Source organism: Bordetella tumulicola (assembly GCF_965138755.1).
Taxonomy (GTDB): domain Bacteria; phylum Pseudomonadota; class Gammaproteobacteria; order Burkholderiales; family Burkholderiaceae_B; genus Bordetella_A; species Bordetella_A tumulicola.
The window spans coordinates 115,144-137,447 of sequence record NZ_CBCSFP010000006.1; the positions used below are offsets into that span (position 1 = coordinate 115,144).

Genomic DNA, 22,304 nt, shown 5'->3' on the forward strand with positions numbered 1-22,304 from the left:
TATCATTTTTTTTAACATATCTTGATGGCCATAATAGTTTCCATACCGAATACAGCCGACTTACCGGTGGGAGACAATTATGGCCGACGGAACTTCGTCTAGCGACGCACGCGCGGATTACTACGCGCGTATTGCGACCAAACATCTCAGCCCACTCTGGGAATCCCTGCACACGCTCGTTCCTAAAGCACCCACACCCCAGTGTGTGCCGCACCTTTGGAAATACGACGACATGCGCGCCGATATCATGGCCTCCGGTGAACTCATCACCGCCGAAGAAGCCGTGCGACGCGTATTGATACTGGAAAACCCCGGCCTGCCTGGCGAGTCCAGTATCACAAAAACGCTGTATGCCGGCTGGCAACTGATCCTGCCCGGGGAAATCGCCCCCAGCCACCGCCATACTCAATCCGCCCTGCGTTTTATTGTGGAAGGCAGCGGCGCGTATACCGCGGTCAACGGTGAGCGCACCACCATGCGCCCCGGCGACTTCATCATCACGCCGTCGTGGACTTGGCACGATCATGGTAACGCCGAGGTCGTCGACGGCGGCGAACCCGTGGTCTGGCTCGATGGCCTGGACATCCCGCTCATCCGATCGCTGGATGCTGGCTTTGCAGAGAACTATCCGGAGGCGGCACAGCCCGTGACGCGACCCGAAGGCGACAGCACAGCGCGCTACGGCTACAACATGCTGCCCGTACGCCACGAAGCCCCTCAGGCCAGCACGTCGCCCATCTTCAATTATCCCTATGCCCGCACTCGGGAAGCCCTGGATCAGTTGTACCGCCACGGCGAACTCGACGCGTGGGACGGCGTCAAGCTGCGCTACGTCAATCCGGCCACGGGGGGCTATCCCATGCCCACCATGGCGACCTTCATGCAGTTCTTGCCCGCGGGTTTTCAGGGCCGCACCTATCGCAGCACCGACTCGACCATCTATAGCGTGGTTGAAGGGCGCGGCACCGCACGCATCGGCGATCAGGAATTTCCGTTTGGACCCCGCGACGTCTTTGTCGTGCCCTCATGGGTGCCCGTGCAACTCGCAGCCTTGAACGACGCCGTGCTCTTTAGCTACTCGGACCGCCCCGTACAGGCCGTGCTCGGCCTATGGCGCGAGTCGCGCGAATAACGACACTTTCTTTCCAAGGAAACACGCATGTCTTACGTCATCACCCCGCAATCGCCGGTCGGTATTCCCGTGGTCGGCAGCCAAGATTTATTTCCCGTACGCCGTGTGTACTGCGTGGGCCGTAACTACGCTGCGCATGCCCGCGAAATGGGTTTTGATCCGGACCGCGAACCCCCGTTCTTTTTCTGCAAGCCCGCCGACGCCATCGTGCCCGTCGCAGAAGGCAACACACTAGAGCTGGCCTATCCCGGCGAAACCGCCAACTATCACTACGAAATCGAACTGGTCGCGGCCATCGGCAAAGGCGGTGCCAATATCTCGGCAGAGCAGGCTCTGGAGCACGTCTGGGGCTATGCCGTCGGCCTGGACATGACGCGTCGCGATCTGCAAATGAAAATGCGCGAGGCCGGCCGTCCCTGGGAGCTGGGCAAAGCCTTCGACCAGAGCGGCCCCATCGCTCCCCTCTATCCCGCTTCACAGGTCGATGACGTTCATCATGCCAACATCTGGCTCAAGGTCAATGACCAAACCAAACAAGAAAGCAATGTCGACAAACTGATCTGGTCCGTCGCGGAAACGATCGCCTACCTGTCACGCTACTTCCGCCTGGAAGCGGGTGATTTGATCTATACCGGCACGCCCGAAGGCGTCGGCCCCGTCGTCACCGGCGATCTGATGCAAGGCGGCATCGACGGACTCGGCACGCTTCAGGTCAAGGTGACGTCGTGATGCAACTGTATAGCTTCTTCAATAGCTCGACCTCGTATCGGGTACGCATTGCCCTGGCACTCAAGGGACTGCCGCACGATTACACCGGGGTCAATATTCGCGCACGCGAGCACCGCAACGCCGACTACGAAGCGCTGAATCCGTCGCGCGGCGTACCGCTGCTGCGTGATGGCGAACTAACGCTGGGACAGTCCATGGCCATCATCGATTACCTGGATACTCAGTATCCCGAAACCCGGTTGATTCCCCTCGAACAACCTTTACGCGCCCGCGTACTTGAACTCAGCAACGCCATCGCCAACGACATTCATCCCGTGAACAACCTGCGCATCCTGCGCTACCTGCAAGACGAGCTGGGTGTCAGTGCGGCGCAAAAAGACACCTGGTACAAGCACTGGATACACGAAGGCATGATGATGGTCGAGGACCTGCTCGCGCAACACGGCGGCGGCCCGTACTGCTTTGGCGACGCCCCCACCGTGGCCGATTGCTGTCTGGTACCGCAAATCGCCAATGCACAGCGAATGGGTTGCGATCTCTCCGCCTTTCCTCGCGCCCTGGCCGTGCACGCGCATTGCCAGCAACAGCCCGCATTTGTCCAGGCTGCGCCCAGCGCGCAACCCGATTTCGCCTAATCGCGACTCACGGCAGGAGACCCCCATGACAACCACAAGGCCCCAAAGCGCCATCGTGGTGGGCGGCGGTATCGGCGGCCTGGCCGCCGCGCTGGCGCTGACACGACAAGGCATCCAAGTCCAACTGCTAGAGCAGGCCGCAGAGATCGGCGAGATTGGCGCGGGCATACAACTCGGTCCCAATGCTTTCGCGGCACTGGATGCGTTGGGCGTGGGCGACATTGCCCGACAACGCGCCGTTTTTACCGATCACATCATCATGATGGATGCGGTGGACAACACCGAAATCGTGCGCATCGAGACCGGTACGGCGTTTCGCGACCGGTTCAATGGACCCTACGCCGTCATCCATCGCGCCGACATTCACGGTTCGATTCTCGAGGGCGTGCGCAATGATCCGCTGATATCGTTCCACACCTCCACGCAAATCGACCGTTTTGTACAGACCGACGCGCATGCCGAGGTGATCGATACCCAAGGCAACAGCTACCGTGCCGATGTCGTGATTGGCTGTGATGGCGTCAAGTCGGTCGTGCGCCAGCACCTGATCGGCGACGAACCACGTGTGACCGGCCATGTGGTGTATCGCGCAGTCGTCGAACGCGACAACATGCCCGAAGACCTGCGTATCAACGCTCCCGTGCTCTGGGCCGGCCCACGCTGTCATCTGGTGCACTATCCCCTGCGCGGCGGCCAACAGTACAATCTCGTCGTCACCTTTCATAGCCGCGAACAAGAAGAGTGGGGTGTTCGCGACGGCAGCAAAGAAGAAGTGCTGTCGTACTTTCAAGGCATACACTCCCGACCCGCACAACTGCTGGATCGTCCCACATCGTGGCGCCGATGGGCCACGGCCGACCGCGAGCCTGTCGAGCAATGGAGCTTCGGGCGCGCGACCTTGCTAGGCGACGCGGCACACCCCATGTCGCAATACATGGCACAGGGCGCGTGCATGGCGCTCGAAGATGCCGTCACGCTGGGGCAGGCCGTCGCCCAGTGCCAAGGCGACCTTCCTGCCGCTTTCAAACTGTACGAATCCCTGCGTATCCCGCGCAGCGCGCGCGTCGTGTGGTCGACGCGCGAGATGGGTCGCATCTATCACGCCAAAGGCGTCGAACGCACCGTGCGCAACGCCTTGTGGAAAGATGCCACCCAAACGCGCTTTTACGACGGCTTGCAGTGGTTGTATGGCTGGAATGCCCAGAACTGCATGCAAGGCATCAAACACCAGGCGCCTGCATCACGCTAACCGAACACTGCCCCACACACCGGAAGCATCCGTGAAGCATTAACCCCGCGGCACACCATAACGACAGATAACGGAGACAACTCATGCTATCCCCTTCTCGCCGCCTATTCCTTGCGGGTGCCCTCGCTTCGGCGCTCGTGGCAGGCAGCGCAGCACACGCCGCCAACACACAAACCACCCCTTTCCCAACCAAAACCGTGACGCTGTACACCGCGTTTTCCGTGGGCAGCGGCCCCGACGTCGTGCTGCGTATCTTGAGCCAAGAGCTCAGCAAAGTCTGGAAGCAGTCCGTTGTCGTCGAAAATCGCCCCGGCGGTGGCGGTTTCATCGCCCTATCCGCTGTCGGTAAATTACCTGCCGATGGTTATGCCCTGCTGCAACTCGACAGCGAGCACGTCTCCGCGTTGCCGCATCTGTACAAGTCACGCAACTACGTCACACTGGAAAAGTTCGACCTGGTCGCGCCGCTTTTCTACACTCCGTTCATGATCGCCGTCGGCGACAAATCGCCCTGGAAAAACATCACCGATCTGGTCAGCGCGGCGAGAGCCAAGCCCGATACCGTTACCTACGGCTCCTGGTTTGTCGGCAGCCCCGGGCATCTCGGTGGTGAATGGCTCAGCACATTGACCGACACCAAAATGGTCCACGTGCCCTATAAAGAGGTCAGCCAGCTCTACACCGCCGTCGCCAACGGCGAGGTCGATTGGGCCTTTGGCACCATCCCCTCCACGCGCCCGGTCTATGACAGCGGCAAGCTGCGCTACCTGGCCATCGCCGCCCCCCAACGCAGCGTCCAATACCCCAACGTCCCCACCGTCGCCGAAGCCGGCGGCCCCGCAGAATTAGACGTCAACTCCATCGTGTCTCTGCTCGCGCCCAAAGGCATCCCCGACGAGGTGCGCGACAAGATCTACACCGACGTCACCAAGATTCTCGCCGATCCGGCCATTCGCAAACGCTTCGATACGTTTGCCTTCGAGCCGCTGACCTGGCCATTAAGCGAACTGCGCAAGCGACTTGATGAAAAATCAGACACGTACAAGGGGTTGATCGGGAACGCAAAAATCAGTCTGGATTAGAAATTCCACTTCAGCAACTGTCCAAAGCGGCTCGGCACGCTGTGGCCACCAAGGCCTGTCGACCGAGCGACTCGCCGAAGCAGACACCCCCTCGATGCAGACTGTCCGCCAGCTTGGTCATGGATCTCGGGCGCGTCTCCGGGGAGATGTGTGCGCACCATTTCACTATCTGGCGCGCGGCGAAATGCCGTACCGCGCTTTAAAGATCTTGCTGAAGTGGCTCAGGCTGGAAAATCCCACATCCCAAGCCACCTCTGTCACGCTGGCCCCCGCGTGCAATAGGCCCGAGGCCCGCTCCAGACGGACCTCGCTCAATTGGGCATGTACCGACCGGCCCAGGCGGTCACGCATGATTTGCTGCAGCCGTTTCTCCGAAAGCCCAACTGCCCGCGCCAGACGTGCGGGTGGCCACCGCTCCGCGTAACGCTCGCGCAATAATTGGCAAGCATCGTGCAATTGCTGCAGCTCACGCTCCGTAGGGCTGCATAGCGCCTGGGGCAGAGACAGTACTTGCACAAACGCCGACAGCATTTCTAGTGATTTGGCGCGATACCAGAGGCGTCGCGCCCCGGGAGAGGACGGCGCGTCACCAGATAACGCGTTGGCCAGCGCCCTCAAACTTGACGGCGCATCCACGGTGGCGACCAATGAGCCGTGCGCTGGCACGCTGGCATCATGGCGGAATCGCTCGCGTAGTAATGCCACCAGCGTTGTATCGCCCGCCCGCGCCAGCGCTTCGGGTGTGAAGCGCACATCCACCATCCGCACCCGCTGTTTCGCATGCAACTGCATTGCCCAACGCATCGGCTTTTCGTGATTGAACAAAAGCCCCGCCCCGGCGTTCAACCTCAAAGGTTCGCCACCGTCCAGCGCCAGCGTGGCGCTGCCTTCCAGCCAGACCTGCATGCCAAACACCGGGGCACCCGGTGCGGGAATCGTCAGCGCGCGCGGCGGACTGCCATCCAGCACGACTAGGCTGACCCCCTCTTCCACCCGCAGCACGCAATCGATGACGGCTTCCCAATCGTCGGTTGCCGGCACCGTCGGCAAAGTGCCACGCCACCATTCGTGCGGCTTGATCGGCGCGGAGTACAGCTCGGGCTGAGGTGGAATGATCGGGGAAGTGGCGGCGCTGACAGGCATAAGAAGTGTGTGCAAAAGCGCGGACGAGCGGCAAAACCGCTAATTCTCGCCGGGAAACCGTCAGACAGAAGCCTGGACTTCTGGAATGATGCCGACGCATAGGAATGATTCTTGTTAATTATAAATTGATCTGGGGAACGCACCGTGGTCTTTTCCATCAAGCCGCCGCCGTTGGCGCTGCTGGCTGCCCTTGCCACCTCGGCCACGGCCGTAGCGCAAACATCTACGCCAGTCGATGTCACGACACTGGCCCCGATCGTGGTGCAAAGCGCTCAGGATGCCTCGCCGACATCCGGAGACGACTACGTCGCCACGCGCAGTCGGTCCAGCACCAAGTCCGACGCCGCCCTGATCGACACCCCCCAGACCGTCAACATCATCACCCGCCGTGAAATGAACGAGCGCGGCGTCACGTCGCTGGCCCAGGCCGTGCGCTATACGCCAGGTGTGTTCGCGCAATACGGCGACAACGACGTGCGCTATGACTGGCTGACGGTGCGCGGCTTCACCCCATCGCGCTATCTGGACGGCCTGCTACTGCCGTTCGGCTCGCGTGGGTATTCGCAACCGCGTATCGACACCTATGGCCTGGAGCGCGTAGAGATCCTGAAGGGCCCGTCCTCCGGTCTGTACGGTCAGAGCGCGCCGGGTGGATTAGTCAACATGACCAGCAAGCGGCCAACCGCGGAACCCTTTAATGAAGTGGTACTGCAAGTCGGCAACTTCAATCGCTATCAAGGATCGTTCGACTTCTCGGGCCCGGCGGACGAAGAGGGGAAATTCCTGTATCGCCTGACGGGTACTCTGCGCGATAGCGACACCCAATATCAACATGTCGACGACAATCGTGGTTTCATCGCCCCCAGCTTCACATGGCGCCCCTCGTCGGACACCAGCCTGAACCTGACAGCGCAGTACCAGAAAATCACCAGCCATGGCGGCGGCGGTGCTCCCGTGCTGCCCGTCATCGGCACGCTGGAGAAAGGCAGCGACGGCTACATCCCGCGCGACAGGTTCGTGGGCGAGCCTGGTTACGACATCTTCACCAACGAACAAACCATGGTCGGCTATACCTTGGACCATCGTATCAACGACACATGGAGCCTGCGCCAAAGCACCCGGTACACCAATGTCGACACCAACACTCGCCGCGTCCAGATCGGCGCCATGGTGTCGGAATCCGAGGCTATCCGCTACGCATGGGCGTTTCCTGAGACCTCGCGCATATTCCAGATCGACAATCAGCTCAACGCCAAGTTTCAGGCGGGCCCCACACACCATGATGTCACGTTCGGCTTGGACTACCTGCGGGAGAAATCTCGCTACAACGAAAGCAGTCTAGGCCTGTTGCTGCCTCCGGCCTCGCCGCTCTTCGACGTGTTCGACCCGCAATACGGCACTCCGGTGACACGTCCGCCTACGGCCACCAAGATCAACATGACACGCAGTCAACTGGGGATATATGCCCAGGATCAGATCGAACTGGACCGCTTACGCTTCACCTTCGCCGGTCGCTACGACTGGACCGACGGTACCACCGACAATGGCACGCTCGGCGGTGACGGCCAGTGGAATTGGGCGTCGCGCGATGCCGACGCCGATCGCTTCACCGGCCGCGTCGGTGTGATCTATCGCTTTGACAACGGCCTGGCACCGTACCTGAGCTACTCGACATCGTTCCAGCCGATGACGGGCGTCACGCGCAGCGGCGCCGCACTCAAGCCAACCACGGGAGAACAATATGAGGCCGGCGTGAAATTCCAACCCGATGGCGTCGCCAGCTTCGTCACACTGTCGGCTTTTCAGATCACGCAAGAAAATGTCAGTACGCCCGACCCTGTCAATACCAGCTTTGTCGTACAAACAGGCCAGGCCCAGGTGCAGGGCATCGAACTGGAAGGCAAGGCCAGCTTTGACAATGGCTTGGATCTGACGATGTCTTACGCGCTCAGCGACAGCGAAATCACCAAGACCAACACCGCATCGCAACGCGGCAACGAACTCAACTTCGTGCCGCGTCACCAGGCCTCACTGTGGGCGGACTACACGCTGCGCGACGGCCCGCTCCAAGGCGTGGGCTTGGGCGCCGGTGTCACATACCGAGGAAGTTTCTACGGCGATCTGAACAATCAATACGCCATCCCCGCCGTCACGCTGGTCGATGCCGCCATCCGCTACGATCTGGGCCGAGCCAGCCCGGTGCTGGCAGGCGCACAAGTCGCGCTGAACGTGTCCAATCTGTTCGACAAGCGCTACGTGGCCAATTGCCTGGGCACAGCCGTCAGCTGCTACTGGGGTGGCGAACGGACCGTGATGGCGACGCTGCGGTATCGTTGGTAGGCCATCAGTAAACGATGGAGTTATCGGCAACTCAAGCGGTCGGGTGGTATAGACATGAGCCTGCCTCTGACAGACGTTTCCTGTTGTTCTTGTCCAGGGATGGCAAAACGGTTCGCACCCACTCACTGAAGCGTTTTGCCCGGGCATCATCGGCGAATGTATTAGCCATCAACAGATAATACCGACTGCGGGCCGAGGCAAATGAGGTGGCGCCCAAACGCACCATTCGGCCCTCTTTGACGTAATCCTCTACGGCAAACTCTGGCAAGAAAGCGATACCCTGTCCGTACAAGACTGCGGACAGTGAGGCATCAATGATAGAGAAAGTGGTTCGCAAGCCAGGTGGACGCCCCAACGCCTTTTCACGAAAAAATACAGACCACGCATCTTTAAGCGAAAGCTGATCAATCAAAGCTTCGGCTCGAAATAAGCTAGGATCGTCAGGAGATCGCGCACCCAATAGCCCCGCGGAGATATAGGGGAAATACTCTGTGGCGAGCAGCAACTCGGTCGTATAGTGGGGCGGAGGAATCGGCGTATTTACCAGCGCTATATCAATGCCATCCGCCAATAAATCCGGCGTACCGATCCTAGATGTGATCTCAATATTCGCTTCAAATAATGTCTGAATATGATGGCAATGCTTGCCCAGCAAGTGTATGCAGAATATCGGAGGCGCGGATATACGCACCGTTCTCCCGGACGTGCCCGATTCGACACCATACAGTACCGAGTTCATATCCCCCAATAGCATCGAGAGTTTGGCCGCCAAATCTTTGGCTTCCGTCGTCACACCGAGCCCGGTAGTGCCTCGCGTCAGTAGCGTTTTATTCAGAAATCGCTCAAGGTCGATGACATGTCGACTAACTGCGCTTTGCGTCAGCGCCAGTTCGTCTGCCGCGGCACTCACGCTACCCAGTTCAACCACCTTGATGAACGATTCAATATTGGCGATGGGCGGCAGGCCCCGGTTTCTGGTGAGCTTCATCTCATTACTTTTTTTGTTGTATTGACGTACGAAAACAGTAGAGGAGTTTGCCGAGGTTCGGCAAGCGGTTTCTGTACTGCGATCTCAACAAATTCGCATAGGGCATTAAAAATTACTGATTGATTGCCGTATGTATTGAATTCAACATTGCCTCCATCATCACGAAGGAGATGAAATGTTGAAGACAGACAGCAAGAACCCGGATATTGCGTGGTCACAAGGGCAGTTCCCCACAGGCTGGGGCGCTGAAATGCGCGGCGACAAAAAACTAGTACAGCCATTTTCAAGAGAGTTCTTGAATGATCTGAGTTCCTGCATCAAAAGCGCGAAAGCACGCGATCTCACGACGGAAACCATCACCCGAGAAGACTTCTCTACGCCCGCGATTGACGCCACGATGCAAGGGCTATTACGAGAATTACGCAGGGGTTCCGGGCTCATCATCAGCCGCGGAATCGATGCCACGGCATACACACCTGAGGACATGGAAATCATCTACATGGGCCTAGGCTTGCACCTTGGAAATGCGGTTTCCCAAAGCTCGTTCGGCGACATTCTTGGCCATGTCGCCGTACGCGACAAAAATAGCTCGAGAGGCTACACCAGCGACCGGCAATTGGACCTACACACCGACTCGGCCGAGATTATCTGCTTGATGTGTGTACGAAAAAGCCTGAGTGGCGGCGAAAGCGTTTTTGCGAGTTCCTTGAAAATTCGGGATGTGATCGCCCGAGAAAGGCCCGACCTGCTGCAGGTCCTAGAAGCCGGGTATCCCTATCATCGTCGAGGCGAAGAACATCCAGAATCAGAGCCCATTACCCCTTACAAAATCCCGGTTTTTTCAGAGAAAAACGGTGTCATCAGTTGCCGATACGTTCGAGAAATCATCGAAGTGGCATATCGGGACTTAGGTCGAGACTTGGCCGGCCTTGAGCAAGAAGCATTGGACTACTTCGATGAGGTCGCCAATCGTCCCGAAATTGCCTTCGATTTCCAATTGGAACCTGGTGATATCGCATGGATGAATAATTACCAGATTCTTCACGCCCGTCGTTCGTTCGTAAACCCCGACGATCTAGCCCATGGACGACTGCTTTATCGACTGTGGTTGCAAGATTTTCCCTCTCGCCCCATGGCCAAAGAGATGCTTGTCTACCAGAACCCTCAAGGACGTCAGGGTATAGATCCGCAAAAAAACCGTCCCGCAGGCTTGGCCAAATACTCGACAAAGAATCACTGATGACACAGGCCTGGATCAATCCGATCGCATGGGATTTAAATCTCACCCACCAATTGCTCAAAGCAGGATGGAGCCATATTCAAGTCGACTGTGAGGGAGGTTTTGTTGATGAGCGTCACCTCTTTGCCATGGTGCTTCTGCAGAAAGCGGGAGTACTCACGCCGATCTTTCGGATTCCTCCCCATGGCGAGTACTTATTCGACAAGGTGCTGAAATTTGGTGGAACGCAATTCCTACTTTCTGGAGGATATACATATCAGTTTATCGAGGGTATCTCGACGAAGCTCGCGGAAAGTGGTGAACCATCCGCGAATATTTACGTGATGATTGAATCAGCACAAGAGCTCGAGTCGGCACCTCAACTATCCTCACTACCGCATATCAGGGGATTTCACTTCGGGCTGGTTGATCTGGCAAAAGAATCAAAAGTGGACGACTGGAGAAACGTGAATGTTTGGCAGAGAGGCCTGGCGTCCGCGATCGCTCAAATCAAGAAAGAAGAAAAAACCTGCGGCAGCTACTTCTTGCCTACATGGCGAGGATCCGAGTTTGAAGCGCAGCTAGATATCTGCTCGTATAGCGTCAATGAATTCTGCCAGAAGTAATCCATCAGTAGGAGACACAATGAAAACATATAAAAACGCCCTCACCGCAATCGCGGCAATGACGTTTGCCGCGTCAGTTCATGCGGCCTACCCCGACAAACCCATAAAGCTGATCGTTCCTTTTGCGCCCGGCGGACCTACGGATATCGTCGCGCGTAGCCTGGCGGATGCCCTCTCAAAGGTGATGGATAACACTATCATCGTGGAGAACAAGCCCGGGGCGGGCGGCGGCATTGGTACGGCACAAGTCGTGCGTGCAAAACCAGACGGCTACACACTCGGCGTTGCTGCCGTATCCACACACGTTGTTAACCCAGTCTGTAATTCGAATACGGGATACGACCCCGTCAACGACTTTACGCCCATCTCTCTTGTTGCGGATATGCCCATGATATGGGTCATGCAACCCAAGATGCCGGAAAAGGATTTCAAAGAAATCATTCAAACCGCTAAAAATTCCCCTGGAAAACTGACCCAAGGTACCCCGGGCATGTGTTCACTCGGACATATGATCATCGCCAAAATCAACCATCGCCTCGGCATCAATATTGAAAGCATTCCGTATCAGGGCTCGGCTCCGGCAATGAATGACTTCATGGGGCAGAACCTGGATTTGATGCTCGACGTGGACTATTTAGTACAACCACTCGTCTTGTCCGGAAGGGCTAAGCCGTTTGCTGTGATGTGGCCGGAGCGCCTGAGCACACTTCCAAACGTCCCGACGTTTGCGGAGCTGGGCTATAAAGAATTAAACATGCGTCCTTGGTATGGACTGGTCGGCCCAAAAGGGCTCTCGCCCGAAATCACCCAGAAACTCATGGCTGCGGTGCACACGGCAATGGAGAGCCCGAAATTGCGCGAGCAGTTTAAAACCGCCGGCATGGTACCGATCGCGGACGTCGAAGGCAACGCCTTTGCCGAAAAAATCCGCTCGGAATATCTCGATACCAAAGCCTTTGCGCAAGCCAGCAAGATGGCGAAACAATAACCGCCACCTATGTTTGCCCTGCCCCGTACGATCAAACTCAGATCCGCGCCGTCAGATACACTGCTTCCCGCCCGACGATCGGCTCGCGTGCCGGCATAAAGATCGTGCAGTCATCGCAAGGCGAACGAATTTCTTCGGTGCCGTTCATTGCGATCAACTCGTCCTTGTCAAAGGTCTCGAAACCCACGACAGGACGGGTAAAGGCAAAATTCTCTGACTTGATGACGTGTGTCTCCAGCAGACGATAACGCTGCGGTACCGGTGGCGCATCTGCACCCTCTAGTGCGTCGATCAACCCAAGATGTGCGAGAAACCGCAACGTGACATCGGTGGCAAGATCCGAAGCGGATCGGGCAAAATGTTGACCGCACTCCACGACCACCGAACCGCCCTTCTGCGCGGTGGGATCGCCATGACGACCGTAGCCGATAATCGGCGTGCCGGGAAATTTGTCCGGCGACATCACTAGATGAACCACAGGCACGCCGACCGCGGATGCCAGCGCCGTATTGCGGTCCGATTCGTTGTAAACCCAAAACGGTTGCACCGGCGCCCGGGTGGAATGAATGTCCAACACGTAGTCCGCCGCATCCAGCACAGGACGCAACACGCGCGCCCGACGGACTTCCGGACTGCCGTCATCACTGTCCAACATGCCGGACGTCCAGATACGGTTCAGGTTATGGACAAGCTGCCGGTTGTTGTAAGGGTGCTCGATGTCGAACGCCTCGTATGCCTCGATATGCGCAAAGCTGATCGTCAGCGTCCCGATGTTGGGGCGCACACCCGTATCCAGCAAATGCGTCGCGGCCACCATGCCACAGATCTCGTTGCCGTGCGTAATGGCGTTGATCAACACGTGCGGGCCGGGCTTGCCGGACTCAAACCGATGAACATAGGGAATGCCCACATTGCCTTCCCGATATGCGGACAGATCGCGCGGCAAGACTTCCAGAATGGGTTCAGCGTGTGCTTCAGGCGTAGAGCTTGTCATCGTCGATGCGTCCTTGTTGCTGGTCCGAAACGATGACGATAACCGATAGTTGATAGTTCAACGACCCGGCAGCCGGCAACATCGTGGTCAGCTCTTGACCTGATGACCAGGATGCTGGCGTTCGGCGCCGACAGCCAGGGCTCGGGTCGGCGCACCGAGTCAGAACAGGTGCCAGGGAGATGAGGACCGGGTCCGAGTCGCGCCGCATAAAAAACTGAAATGCCTGACGTCCGTGACCGCCTTAACTCGCTGGGGCTCGTGCCGATGGAAATGTCGACGCAGCAACTGGCAGGCTTTCTGGATAGTGAATCAAAAAATGGAAGGAAATCTGCAGGCGTCAGGCGCGGCGCAGAATTGAATCGAGATAGCTCGGCATCGGGGCCTTACGCCAGATCCAGGCTTGTCGGCGAGGACGGTGTGGGGCCTTGCGGTGTACCAGGCACCTCATCCGGGTCGAAGGGTGGCCGATCGGGATCTGGCACAGGTTCCTCGGGTCTGGGATCGGTGGGCCACGCGGGATCGTCGGGCGGCCCAGCGGGTTCGCGATGATTCGATACGGACATAGTGATCTCCTGATATGAATGGCATCACCGTCGCCAGCAAAGAGTGTGCCTGCGGCCGTCAGCGCCCCTAGCCGTGCTTGTGGCCACCCGACCCCGCCTGAAAACAGCGCTTACTGCAGCCGTATGCGCCGTTTTTGCCTGCCTGTAACTACGGGCCGGTAGGCCGTCGAGACGGTCGAGGAGTGTGTGCCGCTGCCCGCGCACTGCTAAAACCTGCCTCTTGTTTGATTCCCGTCAACGATCCTTCCACGCCACCATCGGATATACCACCTTGGCCTGTGCCGCGTCGGTCGGCGCCACGGCTACGACCTTGCCGCCCTGGATCTGGACCAGGAACGGTTTAGGCGCCAGATTATCGTGAAAATGATCGCCGCTGGATTCAAACTTGATCGGGCCGTAAAACGCGGTGATATCGGTTTTCGCAATGGTCTCGTTGAGCTTGCTTTTCGCATCGGCATCCAAACCCGGCGCCGCACCGAGTTGCTGCAGCGCTTTCATCAACACGACACCCGCGGCGCTGCAACCGGCAGCCGTGTAGTCCGGATCCGAGCCATAGGCCTTGTTGAATGCTGCGGCGTAGTCCGCCGCACTGCCAAAGAGCTCGTCCTTGTACGGTGCATTAGGTAGCCAGACACTGATGCCCATTACACCATCGGCGTCCTTCTTCAGCTCGTCCACAAATGCCGCATCGGTAATGCCATAGTGCTGGATCAGCGCGCCAGGCGTAAAGGCTGCGCCTTTCAAGGCCTTGACCATGTCCGACAACAATACGTCATGCCCGCCTACCGCAACGATATCCGGCTTTTTCGACGCGATCGTTGTCGCGATAGGCGTCAAGTCCGCATCTTTAGGGAACAGGGTGTAGTACACCACCTCCAAGCCCGCGCTTTCCGCGCCTTCACGAAAACCCACGGCCGTATCCTTGGAGAACGGCTCGTTCACCCCCACCACGGCGATCGTCTTGGCCTTGGGATTGGAAACGCTGATGACTTCGGCAATGGACTTGCCTGCCGTCTTGTCAACGGCAGGAATAATGCCGTACGTAAACGCGGGTTGCGACGTCCAGTTGCCCGGAGACTCGGCGGAGCCGGCAATACATGGCGTTTGGTACTTCGCCGCAATGGGATTCATGGCGATTTGCACGCCACTGGTATAGGCCCCAAACAACGCGTCGACATTTTCCTCTGTGATAAGCCGCTCGCAGGCGTTGGCGCCTTGCGCGGGCTGACTCTGGCAATCCTGAATGATCAGTTCGACTTTATAAGTTTTGTCGCCGACTTTGATGCCGCCCGCGGCGTTGACCGTGTTCACCCATAGCTCATAGCCGCGCTTGGCAACCTGCCCCCCGGAGGCGGCCGAGCCGGATAGCTCAAGAACTGCACCCACCTTGAAGGTATCGGCGCTGGCGGCAAACACGCGTGGCGCCATGATCGCCCCGCCGGCCAACACGCTGGATCGAACAACAAAGTCCCTGCGCGACATTTTTCTAGCCATGATGCAACTCCTTGTCTTGATTGAATGAATCCTTCACTCCTAAATACAGCTGCATAAAATCTTTCTGACTCGGAATCTCCGCTGGTGTGCCCGAGAAACGATTGGTGCCATTGGCGAGTATGTGGATATAGTCGGCCACTTGCAGCGCCTGTTGGATATTCTGCTCGACCATCAACACGCCGACGCCCTGCTTTGCCAGTGTCGATACCCGCTGCAAGGCCTCGCTCACCAATTTCGGCGATAGCCCTGCGGAAGGCTCGTCGAACAGGATGAATTTAGGATTCAGCATGAGCGATCGCGCGATCGACAACATCATTTGTTCGCCACCGCTGAGCTGTCCCGCCTTGGTAGACAGCCGTTCGCGCAGCCGAGGAAAATTCTCGAGTTGCTGCTCAACGGCGTGACGCCTTTGCGCCCTGTCATGCAAGAGATACACGCCCATGAGCAGGTTCTCCTTGGTGGACAATCCGGGAAAGACTCCACCTCCCTGTGGCATTAAGGTCACCCCGTGCTGCAGGACGCGATGCGAAGGCAAACCCGTAAGATCCTGATCGCCCAGCCGCACTGAGCCGCTCCACGTATCGACGGCGCCCGCGATGGCTCGCAGTAGCGTGCTTTTTCCACAGCCGTTGGGTCCAAAAACACACGTGACCGCGCCGGCCTTTGCCTCGAGTGACACACCGGACAGTATCTGGATACGCCCGTAACCGGAATCGAGGTCTTTGACCTGAAGGGATGTCATAACGTCACATCTCCCAGATAGGCTTTCATGACAGTGGGATCGGATGTCACCGCATCGAAATTGCCTTCGGCGATCACCTTGCCCGCGTCCATGACGATCATCCGATCACAGATCGACTGGGTCAGTTCCATGTCGTGTTCGATGACGCAAATACTGACACCTCGCTCGCGTAGCCTGCGTATTGCGGCCAGAATGATCTCTCGCAATCGCGGATGCACACCGGCGGCGACCTCATCTAGAAACACGACCTTCGGATCACGCATCAGGATTCGCCCCATTTCCAGTAGACGCTGCTGCCCGCCAGACAGATCCCGCGCTTGATGATGCGCCATGTGCTGTAGTTCGAGCAGCTCCAGCACCTGCTCCGCACGCGATGGTGCGGTAGCCCAGTTTTCCTCCACCGTGGCGGCCAACAGGTTTTCAAAGAGCGTCATGTTCCAGAACAGCATGGGTATCTGGAACGTGCGCGCGACGCCCGCTCTGGCAATCAGATGTGTAGGACGCCCTACGATGTCTTCACCAAACAATCGGATTTTTCCGCTGTCGGGTTTGAGCACGCCAGTCAACAGATTGAACAACGTGCTCTTTCCGCTGCCATTCGGTCCGATAAAACCGATGACTTCTCCCGCATTGATGGTGAAGTCGATGCCGTGTACTGCCACTAGGCCGCCGAATGTGCGACGCAATGCGCTCACGTCAATGACTGTCATGGCGGGCCTCCTTCGGCGTCGCGGCATCGGCGCGCGGCGCTTTGTGGTGCATATCCCCCACCACACCGCCAATGACTTGGTTGAGAACGCCTCGTTTTCGAGCCCCTGGCAATAGACTGACCAAACCATTGGGCAGCACGAGTACCACGCCCATTACCAGTACGCCGATGAACACCAGATACCACGTGTTGCCGCCGAAATGCGCCGAAAACTGCTCGCTGAGAAAATACAGTACCGCCGCTCCTACTGCCGGCCCCCACAAGGTGCCGAGCCCGCCCAGCAGCACCATGACGACCATTTGATCTGTAAGAATGGTGTTCAGCACGCTGTCGGGATTAATGAACGTAATCCAGTAAGCATTGATGCCTCCCAGCACAGCCGGGATGACAGCACTGAGCACAAATGCCTGGATTTTGACGCGGTCGGCATTGATGCCCTGCATACGCGCCGCGATCTCACTATCACGCACGGCTTTGACCCGATAGCCGAACCGCGAACGCTCAAGCAAGACATAGCAAACGACATAGGCCACCACCGTGGCCCCGAGCATCGTGAAATAGAAAAATGCAGAACTGGTATTGGGGGGTAGCGACAGCCCATAGCTGCCCCCTGTGAACGGCACGACCGTGGCGAACTCTCGGATAGCTTCACCAAGCGCCCACGTGCCGATCGCAAAATAGGCGCCCCGCAGCTTGAGTACCGGCCAACCCACGATTGCCGCCAACCCGCCGGCAATGACCGCACCCACCGGCAGCGTAGCAAAGAAATTCCAGTTGTAATCCGGTTGCATCAGAATGGCCGTGCTGTAGGCGCCAATGCCAAAAAAAGCGACATGACCGAAACTGATGTATCCGGCATACCCACAAATGACATTCCAGGACAGCGCCAACCCTGCCCACATGATGATGCCTGTGCCAATCCGTATCCAATACGGTCCCGCCCAAAACGGCACTGACACGCAGATAGCCGCTAGAACGATAACCGCTACCTTACCGCCTACACCCGGACCTCGCCGGTCAGCGAATCGTTTCGATATCACACGGTTCTCCTGGCCAGACCGTTGGGCAGCAATAGCAGTATCAAGAACAACACCAGGAATACCGTCATCAGGGTGTAGTCGGCTCCCACATAGACGGTGACGAATGCCTGCAACATACCGAGGGCAAGTCCCGATACCAGCACCCCCATCACCGAGCCCAAGCCCGCAAGCACCACGACAAAAAATGCGAATAGCGTATAGCGCAGGCCGACTTGGGGCGTCGTGGAATACACGGCCCCCACCAGCACGCCTGCCATGCCGGTGACACCGACGTACAAAGCGTAGACGAACGTGCTCATGCGTTTGACGTTGACACCCATCAAGCCGGCAGAGTCTTTGTTCTGCGCCATGGCTCGGATGGCGAGGCCCAATCGGGTGAAATACAGGAAGACGAGCAGCGCCATCGCCAGCACAAGCGCAAAAACGAATCCGGCCGCCCGAACGATGGGTATCGATATACCCATTACGTGCCACACCCCCTGGAGAAACTCTGTTTGCACTGCCTTGGGGGTATAGCCAAACGTAGCGAGCAGGCCTCCACGTATCGCCGTTTCGATCCCGAAGGTAAATGCCAGCGCCATCAATGCCGGCAACGCGTAGTTGCTGGTTCGAACCCTATAGATGAAGGGGCCGATCAGCCAACCCATCAGCCCAAAAACCACCAAGACGATGGGTAACATGAGCAGCGGCTCAATGCCGAATACCTCTCGACCGATGACAGCCGCGTAGGCACCCAACACGACCCACATCCCTATCGCGAGATCGACGACATCCAGCACGCCGAACGACAGCGCGAAACCCATGCTGATTGCCACATACAACCCGCCGATGAGAAGGCCTGTCACCAGGGTTTGGACGAAGATTTCCATGGCCTTGCAGTCCTCCCGGCAGGTCAGTATCGGTTGACGTGAATTTTGCAGGGTACTCGGCATTCGGCAAAGGAAAGCAGCATCAACGAGGCGTCTGATCCGCTGCATTCGCTTCAGGTTTAAACGAATCCCGAGCGATGGTCAAGATCGTGTTTTCCTCAATACGCTCCCACCATCCTACCGTGCTCAAGGTGCAGGACACGATCCCCACTCGCTATCGTTTCAGGCCGATGCGCAATGATGATCCGCGTCATTCGCAATGACCTTACCTCAGCATTCACCTCGCGCTCGCAAGCGATATTGAAACGGGATCTTTCCCCCGCTGAGTTCCACGGGAATCGCCATGCCCGTCTTCCAGTGTCGCACTCACCTTTCCCGCATCGGCCGAAGCCACACGAGCATTGATCCGCTGTGAATCGTGGTCTGGAACCTCATCGAACAAGAACGCATCCCAGAGCACACTTGTTTGAGAGCCTGTATCCAACATCATCTTGATGGCCTTGCCGTTAACCAACACGTGAACGGTAGGATTGGCCTTACTCTGCATATCGTCGTACTGCATTGCGCTTTCGAAGAATGCAGGATGAGATGTCCAGCCAGCAGTGCAACTTTCCGTACTCGAAAATGCGCGAACAGAAGTACTAAGCGTTCCTAGCAGTAAGAGCAGAGCCGTAGCTTTGATGATTTTCATTGCGATACAACCTATTCTGCGATAACCAGACTCTAGAAATACCGTCTATGCGACGGTAAGGGCTTGAACAAACAGCGATGCACGACATTAAAATTTCCGCAGCAATTATGAGAAATTACTGCCATGGCCCACAAGGGGAATTGGTCTGATAATGCAGCTAAGAACGTGGATCAAAACGCGCATCGTGACCGCACCGGGCCATCAGACTGAAATGCGAGTTTGCAAATAGAGGTCTCTACGACCGCACTATTCAAATGACCCATGAATTGGGAAATTCCACTCACACTTGCCGAATACGCACCGCAGACGCATCGAGCTCGCGACGACACAAGGGAAGCAATACCGAGTTGCCCCAATCGTGATCGTGCAATAGGCTGGATTGATACAGATATCTCTTTCTAGGGATGCACTGAGTATAGGAGCGTTGAATGCAGAGGCAGAAGATCCCCGCACATCCGAAAAGACGCACTCAGATTGATGTCCATATAACGCGATCAGCTACGTGACGCATCGCCGCAGTTGCTGGCCGCTATGCGCACCGGTCGTCATGCCATCCGCCCAAGCCAGCACACCATTGACCGCGACATGCGCTATGCCGCACGCTGGCCGTATCGGTTCACCGTATCCAAAACCGGCATCAACAGTGCGTGCATCGAAGACCGTGATATCGGCGCACGCCCCCGGCTCAATCACCCCGCGACCGCTGAAGCCAAACTTGGCCGCCGACAACCCAGTCATTTTATGCACGGCGACTTCCAGCGAGAACAGGCCTCTGCCTCGTGCATAATGGCCTAGCACTCGGGGAAATGCTCCCCACAGCCGCGGATGCGGCTGGTTGTCATGCGGCAGGCCGTCCGAGCCGATCATGGTGCAAGGGAATGTCAGAATGCGCTCCACGTCTTGTTCGTCCATGGAGAAATAGATCGCTCCACCCGGCATCAGACGTTGTGTGGCCTCGTCGCGACCGACTCCCAGAATTGCAGCGATGTCGTCGAGATCTTGTCCAGCTAATTCCGGGTGAGGGGTAGACCACGTGACAATGACGCGATCACAGCGGCGCGTGCGCCAGACCTCCAACACGGTCGAGCCCGCGTGATAAGGGTAGCAGTCCAAGCAAACGGGCTGCATACGCATGGCACGCTCGATGTATGGCAGCGTCTCGTGGGAACGGCCGAAATTGCGTGCGCCGCTCAGCTTGTGATGCGAAATCACGACTGGCACATCAAGTCGACGGCCAATCTCGAACGTCTCGGCCAGGGCCTCCATGATGCCGTCCGACTCGTCGCGCATGTGGGTGCAATAAATACCATCGTATGCGCGCAGGTCCTCACATACTCGGACTACTTCATCTATAGTGGCCGACATGGCCGTGGTGTAAGCCAAACCCGTCGAGATGCCGATAGCCCCGGCCTTGAGCGCCTGCACAGCAAGCGTGCGCATGTGCGCGATCTCGGTATCCGACGCTGCCGCGCCTAGATCTTCCATCGCTGCCACGCGTAAGGTGGTGTGCCCGACAAGCGCGGCGAAATTCACCGCCGGTGGTCGCCGGCACAACGCGTCGAGATATCTGTCAAATGACGAGTAACGAAACCAATCGCCGCTACGATCAAGCAAATCCAGCGGCGGCGTGACAGGTTGTGGCACCGTTCGCGGCATGGGAGCCAAAGAGATGCCGCAGTTGCCAACCACCACCGTCGTCACGCCCTGCGAAAGCTTGGGCGTCATATCAGGGCTGGACAGCAACATGCGGTCATCATGGGCGTGCGAATCGATGAAGCCGGGCGCGACAATCAAACCCGCGACGTCGACGATTTGGCGAGCGGGTTCGCCCGACAAGTCGCCGATCGCCTCAATGTAGCGGCCTACGATGCCAACATCCGCATCGCGGCGTGGTGCACCGGTTCCGTCGATGACGGTCCCGTGTTTGAATATCAAGTCGAACATCAGCCAGCCCCGATCTCAGCGCAAGTTGCCCAGTTGTACCCGGGTCTCCCAGCGACCGTCCTCTGTCCGCACGAGCGCCTGGCTGTAGAGATAAGCCGTTGTGCAGGCATGTCGCGGTAGCAGCATCACACGGTCACCGACGTCCAAACCAGCGCCGTCCACCACGACGTGCTCCTCATTCATCATCAGGATCGGGCTGTCCCAACGAAAACGGTCGGCCATTGGCTTGTCTGGAGAGATCGCCTTCGAACCCGCATCAAGCGTCACGCGCGAGCCATGCCGCGACACTACAGTTGCGAGCACGAACGCCGCAGGCTTGCACCGCAGATGCGGTAGATCGGCGTCGTGCTGTGAACTGGAGTAAACCCAACTACCGGGTCCGACATAGGTCGCCAAGTCATGCGGCCAAAGGTCAAAACTATAGCTGGCACCAGCGACCACCTCGATGGCAAGCCCAGCGTCGCGGCCCTGCGCAACAAGCGTGCGGATCTGATCGGCGATCGCACCTACTTTGCTACGACGCAGTTCGATGTCACGGTCCTGGATATGGCCGTCGTAGACGTGCCATCCACCGAAGGAGCCCAGCGCGCGTGCTGCAACCGCCAGCTCCAGCGCCCCGACGTCGATGGCAGTACCCGTGCGCCCCATGCCAGGATCCAGGTCGACGTGTAGGTGCAGGTTGAGTGGCCAGCGATTTGGTTGCACCGATTGCCGCCAGGCCTCAAGGCCCTGGGGGGAGTCTACGAGAGCACCGAGCGACGCTTGCGGATACGACCCGGCTAACGAAAAATAGGCGGCCAGGTGCTGCGCATTCACAGTGGGGTAAGCCCATAACACTCTGGTGGCACCTGCATCTAAGGCCATCCGCGCTTCCGCGACGGTGGCGACTTTGAAGGCTGTGACACCGGCCTCGACCAGTCGGGTCACGATCCAACTGGCCCGATGCGTCTTGACATGCGGCATCAGCCGTCCGATGTCGCCGCAGCGCTCGACCATGGCTCGAAGATTATGCAGAAGCGCATCCTCGAAGACAACTAGACAAGGCGTAGCGATGTCCGCTGGCGGGCAGTCATGCGGTTCCAACGCATCCGTTCTATGTAGACAAGAGAAGGTCGTAGTCATCTCGT

Annotated in this window: 21 protein-coding genes; 9 read left to right on the forward strand and 12 right to left on the reverse strand. The window is 57.9% G+C overall.

Annotated elements, in window-relative coordinates:
* The first annotated feature begins 79 nt into the window (after nucleotides 1-79).
* The 5 genes from gtdA (at nucleotide 80) to ACNAZS_RS16275 (ending at nucleotide 4,827) form a co-directional block, all read left to right on the forward strand.
* The gene (gene gtdA / locus ACNAZS_RS16255; RefSeq protein WP_415791134.1) at nucleotides 80-1,132 is read left to right on the forward strand and encodes a gentisate 1,2-dioxygenase; all 1,053 of its coding nucleotides are present in this window, start codon (nucleotides 80-82) and stop codon (nucleotides 1,130-1,132) included.
* A gap of 27 nt (nucleotides 1,133-1,159) precedes the next feature.
* Nucleotides 1,160-1,861, forward strand: a complete 702-nt coding sequence (locus ACNAZS_RS16260) for a fumarylacetoacetate hydrolase family protein (protein ID WP_415791136.1) — start codon at nucleotides 1,160-1,162, stop codon at nucleotides 1,859-1,861.
* A complete protein-coding gene (maiA, locus tag ACNAZS_RS16265) occupies nucleotides 1,861-2,496 on the forward strand; it encodes a maleylacetoacetate isomerase (RefSeq protein WP_415791458.1) in 636 nt (211 codons plus the stop codon). The genes ACNAZS_RS16260 and maiA overlap by 1 nt, the downstream gene beginning before the upstream one ends.
* A gap of 25 nt (nucleotides 2,497-2,521) precedes the next feature.
* Nucleotides 2,522-3,745 carry a 3-hydroxybenzoate 6-monooxygenase gene (locus ACNAZS_RS16270; RefSeq protein WP_415791138.1) on the forward strand — a complete coding sequence of 408 codons (1,224 nt, stop codon included), beginning with the start codon at nucleotides 2,522-2,524 and terminating at the stop codon, nucleotides 3,743-3,745.
* An 83-nt stretch (nucleotides 3,746-3,828) separates the two neighbouring features.
* Nucleotides 3,829-4,827 carry a Bug family tripartite tricarboxylate transporter substrate binding protein gene (locus ACNAZS_RS16275; RefSeq protein ID WP_415791140.1) on the forward strand — a complete coding sequence of 333 codons (999 nt, stop codon included), beginning with the start codon at nucleotides 3,829-3,831 and terminating at the stop codon, nucleotides 4,825-4,827.
* 165 nt (nucleotides 4,828-4,992) lie between these two features.
* Here the strand turns inward: ACNAZS_RS16275 and ACNAZS_RS16280 are convergent, their stop codons facing one another.
* Nucleotides 4,993-5,970, reverse strand: a complete 978-nt coding sequence (locus ACNAZS_RS16280) for a helix-turn-helix transcriptional regulator (RefSeq protein ID WP_415791142.1) — start codon at nucleotides 5,968-5,970, stop codon at nucleotides 4,993-4,995.
* Nucleotides 5,971-6,114: 144 nt separating this feature from the next.
* Between ACNAZS_RS16280 and ACNAZS_RS16285 the strand changes: the two genes are divergently transcribed.
* Nucleotides 6,115-8,310, forward strand: a complete 2,196-nt coding sequence (locus tag ACNAZS_RS16285; protein ID WP_415791144.1) for a TonB-dependent siderophore receptor — start codon at nucleotides 6,115-6,117, stop codon at nucleotides 8,308-8,310.
* Nucleotides 8,311-8,341: 31 nt separating this feature from the next.
* Here the strand turns inward: ACNAZS_RS16285 and ACNAZS_RS16290 are convergent, their stop codons facing one another.
* The gene (locus tag ACNAZS_RS16290) at nucleotides 8,342-9,298 is read right to left on the reverse strand and encodes a LysR family transcriptional regulator (protein ID WP_415791146.1); all 957 of its coding nucleotides are present in this window, start codon (nucleotides 9,296-9,298) and stop codon (nucleotides 8,342-8,344) included.
* Between the two features lie 175 nt (nucleotides 9,299-9,473).
* Here ACNAZS_RS16290 and ACNAZS_RS16295 point away from each other — a divergent pair, with 175 nt between their 5' ends.
* The 3 genes from ACNAZS_RS16295 to ACNAZS_RS16305 are packed head-to-tail and all read left to right on the forward strand — an operon-like array spanning nucleotide 9,474 to nucleotide 12,131.
* On the forward strand, nucleotides 9,474-10,538 hold the full coding sequence (locus ACNAZS_RS16295; RefSeq protein ID WP_415791148.1) for a TauD/TfdA family dioxygenase: 1,065 nt from the start codon (nucleotides 9,474-9,476) through the stop codon (nucleotides 10,536-10,538).
* On the forward strand, nucleotides 10,538-11,143 hold the full coding sequence (locus ACNAZS_RS16300; protein ID WP_415791150.1) for a hypothetical protein: 606 nt from the start codon (nucleotides 10,538-10,540) through the stop codon (nucleotides 11,141-11,143). The genes ACNAZS_RS16295 and ACNAZS_RS16300 overlap by 1 nt, the downstream gene beginning before the upstream one ends.
* Nucleotides 11,144-11,162: 19 nt before the next feature.
* Nucleotides 11,163-12,131, forward strand: a complete 969-nt coding sequence (locus tag ACNAZS_RS16305) for a Bug family tripartite tricarboxylate transporter substrate binding protein (RefSeq protein ID WP_415791152.1) — start codon at nucleotides 11,163-11,165, stop codon at nucleotides 12,129-12,131.
* 37 nt (nucleotides 12,132-12,168) lie between these two features.
* Here the strand turns inward: ACNAZS_RS16305 and ACNAZS_RS16310 are convergent, their stop codons facing one another.
* The 10 genes from ACNAZS_RS16310 to ACNAZS_RS16355 form a co-directional block, all read right to left on the reverse strand.
* Nucleotides 12,169-13,125, reverse strand: a complete 957-nt coding sequence (locus ACNAZS_RS16310; RefSeq protein WP_415791154.1) for a M14 family metallopeptidase — start codon at nucleotides 13,123-13,125, stop codon at nucleotides 12,169-12,171.
* Nucleotides 13,126-13,508: 383 nt separating this feature from the next.
* Nucleotides 13,509-13,688, reverse strand: a complete 180-nt coding sequence (locus ACNAZS_RS16315) for a hypothetical protein (RefSeq protein ID WP_415791156.1) — start codon at nucleotides 13,686-13,688, stop codon at nucleotides 13,509-13,511.
* Nucleotides 13,689-13,922: 234 nt separating this feature from the next.
* Complete coding sequence (locus tag ACNAZS_RS16320; protein ID WP_415791158.1) at nucleotides 13,923-15,182, reverse strand: amino acid ABC transporter substrate-binding protein; 1,260 nt, start codon at nucleotides 15,180-15,182, stop codon at nucleotides 13,923-13,925.
* On the reverse strand, nucleotides 15,175-15,924 hold the full coding sequence (locus ACNAZS_RS16325) for an ABC transporter ATP-binding protein (RefSeq protein WP_415791160.1): 750 nt from the start codon (nucleotides 15,922-15,924) through the stop codon (nucleotides 15,175-15,177). The genes ACNAZS_RS16320 and ACNAZS_RS16325 overlap by 8 nt, the downstream gene beginning before the upstream one ends.
* Nucleotides 15,921-16,634: an ABC transporter ATP-binding protein gene (locus ACNAZS_RS16330; protein ID WP_415791162.1), complete on the reverse strand. Its 714-nt coding sequence runs from the start codon at nucleotides 16,632-16,634 to the stop codon at nucleotides 15,921-15,923. Before ACNAZS_RS16330 ends, ACNAZS_RS16325 begins: the two co-directional genes overlap by 4 nt.
* Nucleotides 16,621-17,673: a branched-chain amino acid ABC transporter permease gene (locus ACNAZS_RS16335; RefSeq protein ID WP_415791164.1), complete on the reverse strand. Its 1,053-nt coding sequence runs from the start codon at nucleotides 17,671-17,673 to the stop codon at nucleotides 16,621-16,623. The genes ACNAZS_RS16330 and ACNAZS_RS16335 overlap by 14 nt, the downstream gene beginning before the upstream one ends.
* Nucleotides 17,670-18,542 carry a branched-chain amino acid ABC transporter permease gene (locus tag ACNAZS_RS16340; RefSeq protein ID WP_415791166.1) on the reverse strand — a complete coding sequence of 291 codons (873 nt, stop codon included), beginning with the start codon at nucleotides 18,540-18,542 and terminating at the stop codon, nucleotides 17,670-17,672. The genes ACNAZS_RS16335 and ACNAZS_RS16340 overlap by 4 nt, the downstream gene beginning before the upstream one ends.
* Before the next feature lie 277 nt (nucleotides 18,543-18,819).
* Nucleotides 18,820-19,233, reverse strand: a complete 414-nt coding sequence (locus tag ACNAZS_RS16345; protein ID WP_415791168.1) for a hypothetical protein — start codon at nucleotides 19,231-19,233, stop codon at nucleotides 18,820-18,822.
* Between the two features lie 498 nt (nucleotides 19,234-19,731).
* Nucleotides 19,732-21,177 (reverse strand): N-acyl-D-amino-acid deacylase family protein, encoded by a 1,446-nt coding sequence (locus ACNAZS_RS16350; protein WP_415791170.1) that lies wholly within the window; start codon nucleotides 21,175-21,177, stop codon nucleotides 19,732-19,734.
* Nucleotides 21,178-21,192: 15 nt separating this feature from the next.
* A complete protein-coding gene (locus tag ACNAZS_RS16355; protein ID WP_415791172.1) occupies nucleotides 21,193-22,299 on the reverse strand; it encodes an alanine racemase in 1,107 nt (368 codons plus the stop codon).
* Nucleotides 22,300-22,304 lie beyond the last annotated feature (5 nt).

Excerpts from the sequence above, each read along its gene's own strand:
- gtdA (WP_415791134.1), top strand. The coding sequence starts at position 80 with ATGGCCGACGGAACTTCGTCTAGCGACGCACGCGCGGATTACTACGCG.
- ACNAZS_RS16260 (WP_415791136.1), top strand. The coding sequence starts at position 1,160 with ATGTCTTACGTCATCACCCCGCAATCGCCGGTCGGTATTCCCGTGGTC.
- maiA (WP_415791458.1), top strand. The coding sequence starts at position 1,861 with ATGCAACTGTATAGCTTCTTCAATAGCTCGACCTCGTATCGGGTACGC.
- ACNAZS_RS16270 (WP_415791138.1), top strand. The coding sequence starts at position 2,522 with ATGACAACCACAAGGCCCCAAAGCGCCATCGTGGTGGGCGGCGGTATC.
- ACNAZS_RS16275 (WP_415791140.1), top strand. The coding sequence starts at position 3,829 with ATGCTATCCCCTTCTCGCCGCCTATTCCTTGCGGGTGCCCTCGCTTCG.
- ACNAZS_RS16280 (WP_415791142.1), bottom strand. The coding sequence starts at position 5,970 with ATGCCTGTCAGCGCCGCCACTTCCCCGATCATTCCACCTCAGCCCGAG.
- ACNAZS_RS16290 (WP_415791146.1), bottom strand. The coding sequence starts at position 9,298 with ATGAAGCTCACCAGAAACCGGGGCCTGCCGCCCATCGCCAATATTGAA.
- ACNAZS_RS16295 (WP_415791148.1), top strand. The coding sequence starts at position 9,474 with ATGTTGAAGACAGACAGCAAGAACCCGGATATTGCGTGGTCACAAGGG.
- ACNAZS_RS16300 (WP_415791150.1), top strand. The coding sequence starts at position 10,538 with ATGACACAGGCCTGGATCAATCCGATCGCATGGGATTTAAATCTCACC.
- ACNAZS_RS16305 (WP_415791152.1), top strand. The coding sequence starts at position 11,163 with ATGAAAACATATAAAAACGCCCTCACCGCAATCGCGGCAATGACGTTT.
- ACNAZS_RS16310 (WP_415791154.1), bottom strand. The coding sequence starts at position 13,125 with ATGACAAGCTCTACGCCTGAAGCACACGCTGAACCCATTCTGGAAGTC.
- ACNAZS_RS16315 (WP_415791156.1), bottom strand. The coding sequence starts at position 13,688 with ATGTCCGTATCGAATCATCGCGAACCCGCTGGGCCGCCCGACGATCCC.
- ACNAZS_RS16320 (WP_415791158.1), bottom strand. The coding sequence starts at position 15,182 with ATGGCTAGAAAAATGTCGCGCAGGGACTTTGTTGTTCGATCCAGCGTG.
- ACNAZS_RS16325 (WP_415791160.1), bottom strand. The coding sequence starts at position 15,924 with ATGACATCCCTTCAGGTCAAAGACCTCGATTCCGGTTACGGGCGTATC.
- ACNAZS_RS16330 (WP_415791162.1), bottom strand. The coding sequence starts at position 16,634 with ATGACAGTCATTGACGTGAGCGCATTGCGTCGCACATTCGGCGGCCTA.
- ACNAZS_RS16340 (WP_415791166.1), bottom strand. The coding sequence starts at position 18,542 with ATGGAAATCTTCGTCCAAACCCTGGTGACAGGCCTTCTCATCGGCGGG.
- ACNAZS_RS16345 (WP_415791168.1), bottom strand. The coding sequence starts at position 19,233 with ATGAAAATCATCAAAGCTACGGCTCTGCTCTTACTGCTAGGAACGCTT.
- ACNAZS_RS16350 (WP_415791170.1), bottom strand. The coding sequence starts at position 21,177 with ATGTTCGACTTGATATTCAAACACGGGACCGTCATCGACGGAACCGGT.
- ACNAZS_RS16355 (WP_415791172.1), bottom strand. The coding sequence starts at position 22,299 with ATGACTACGACCTTCTCTTGTCTACATAGAACGGATGCGTTGGAACCG.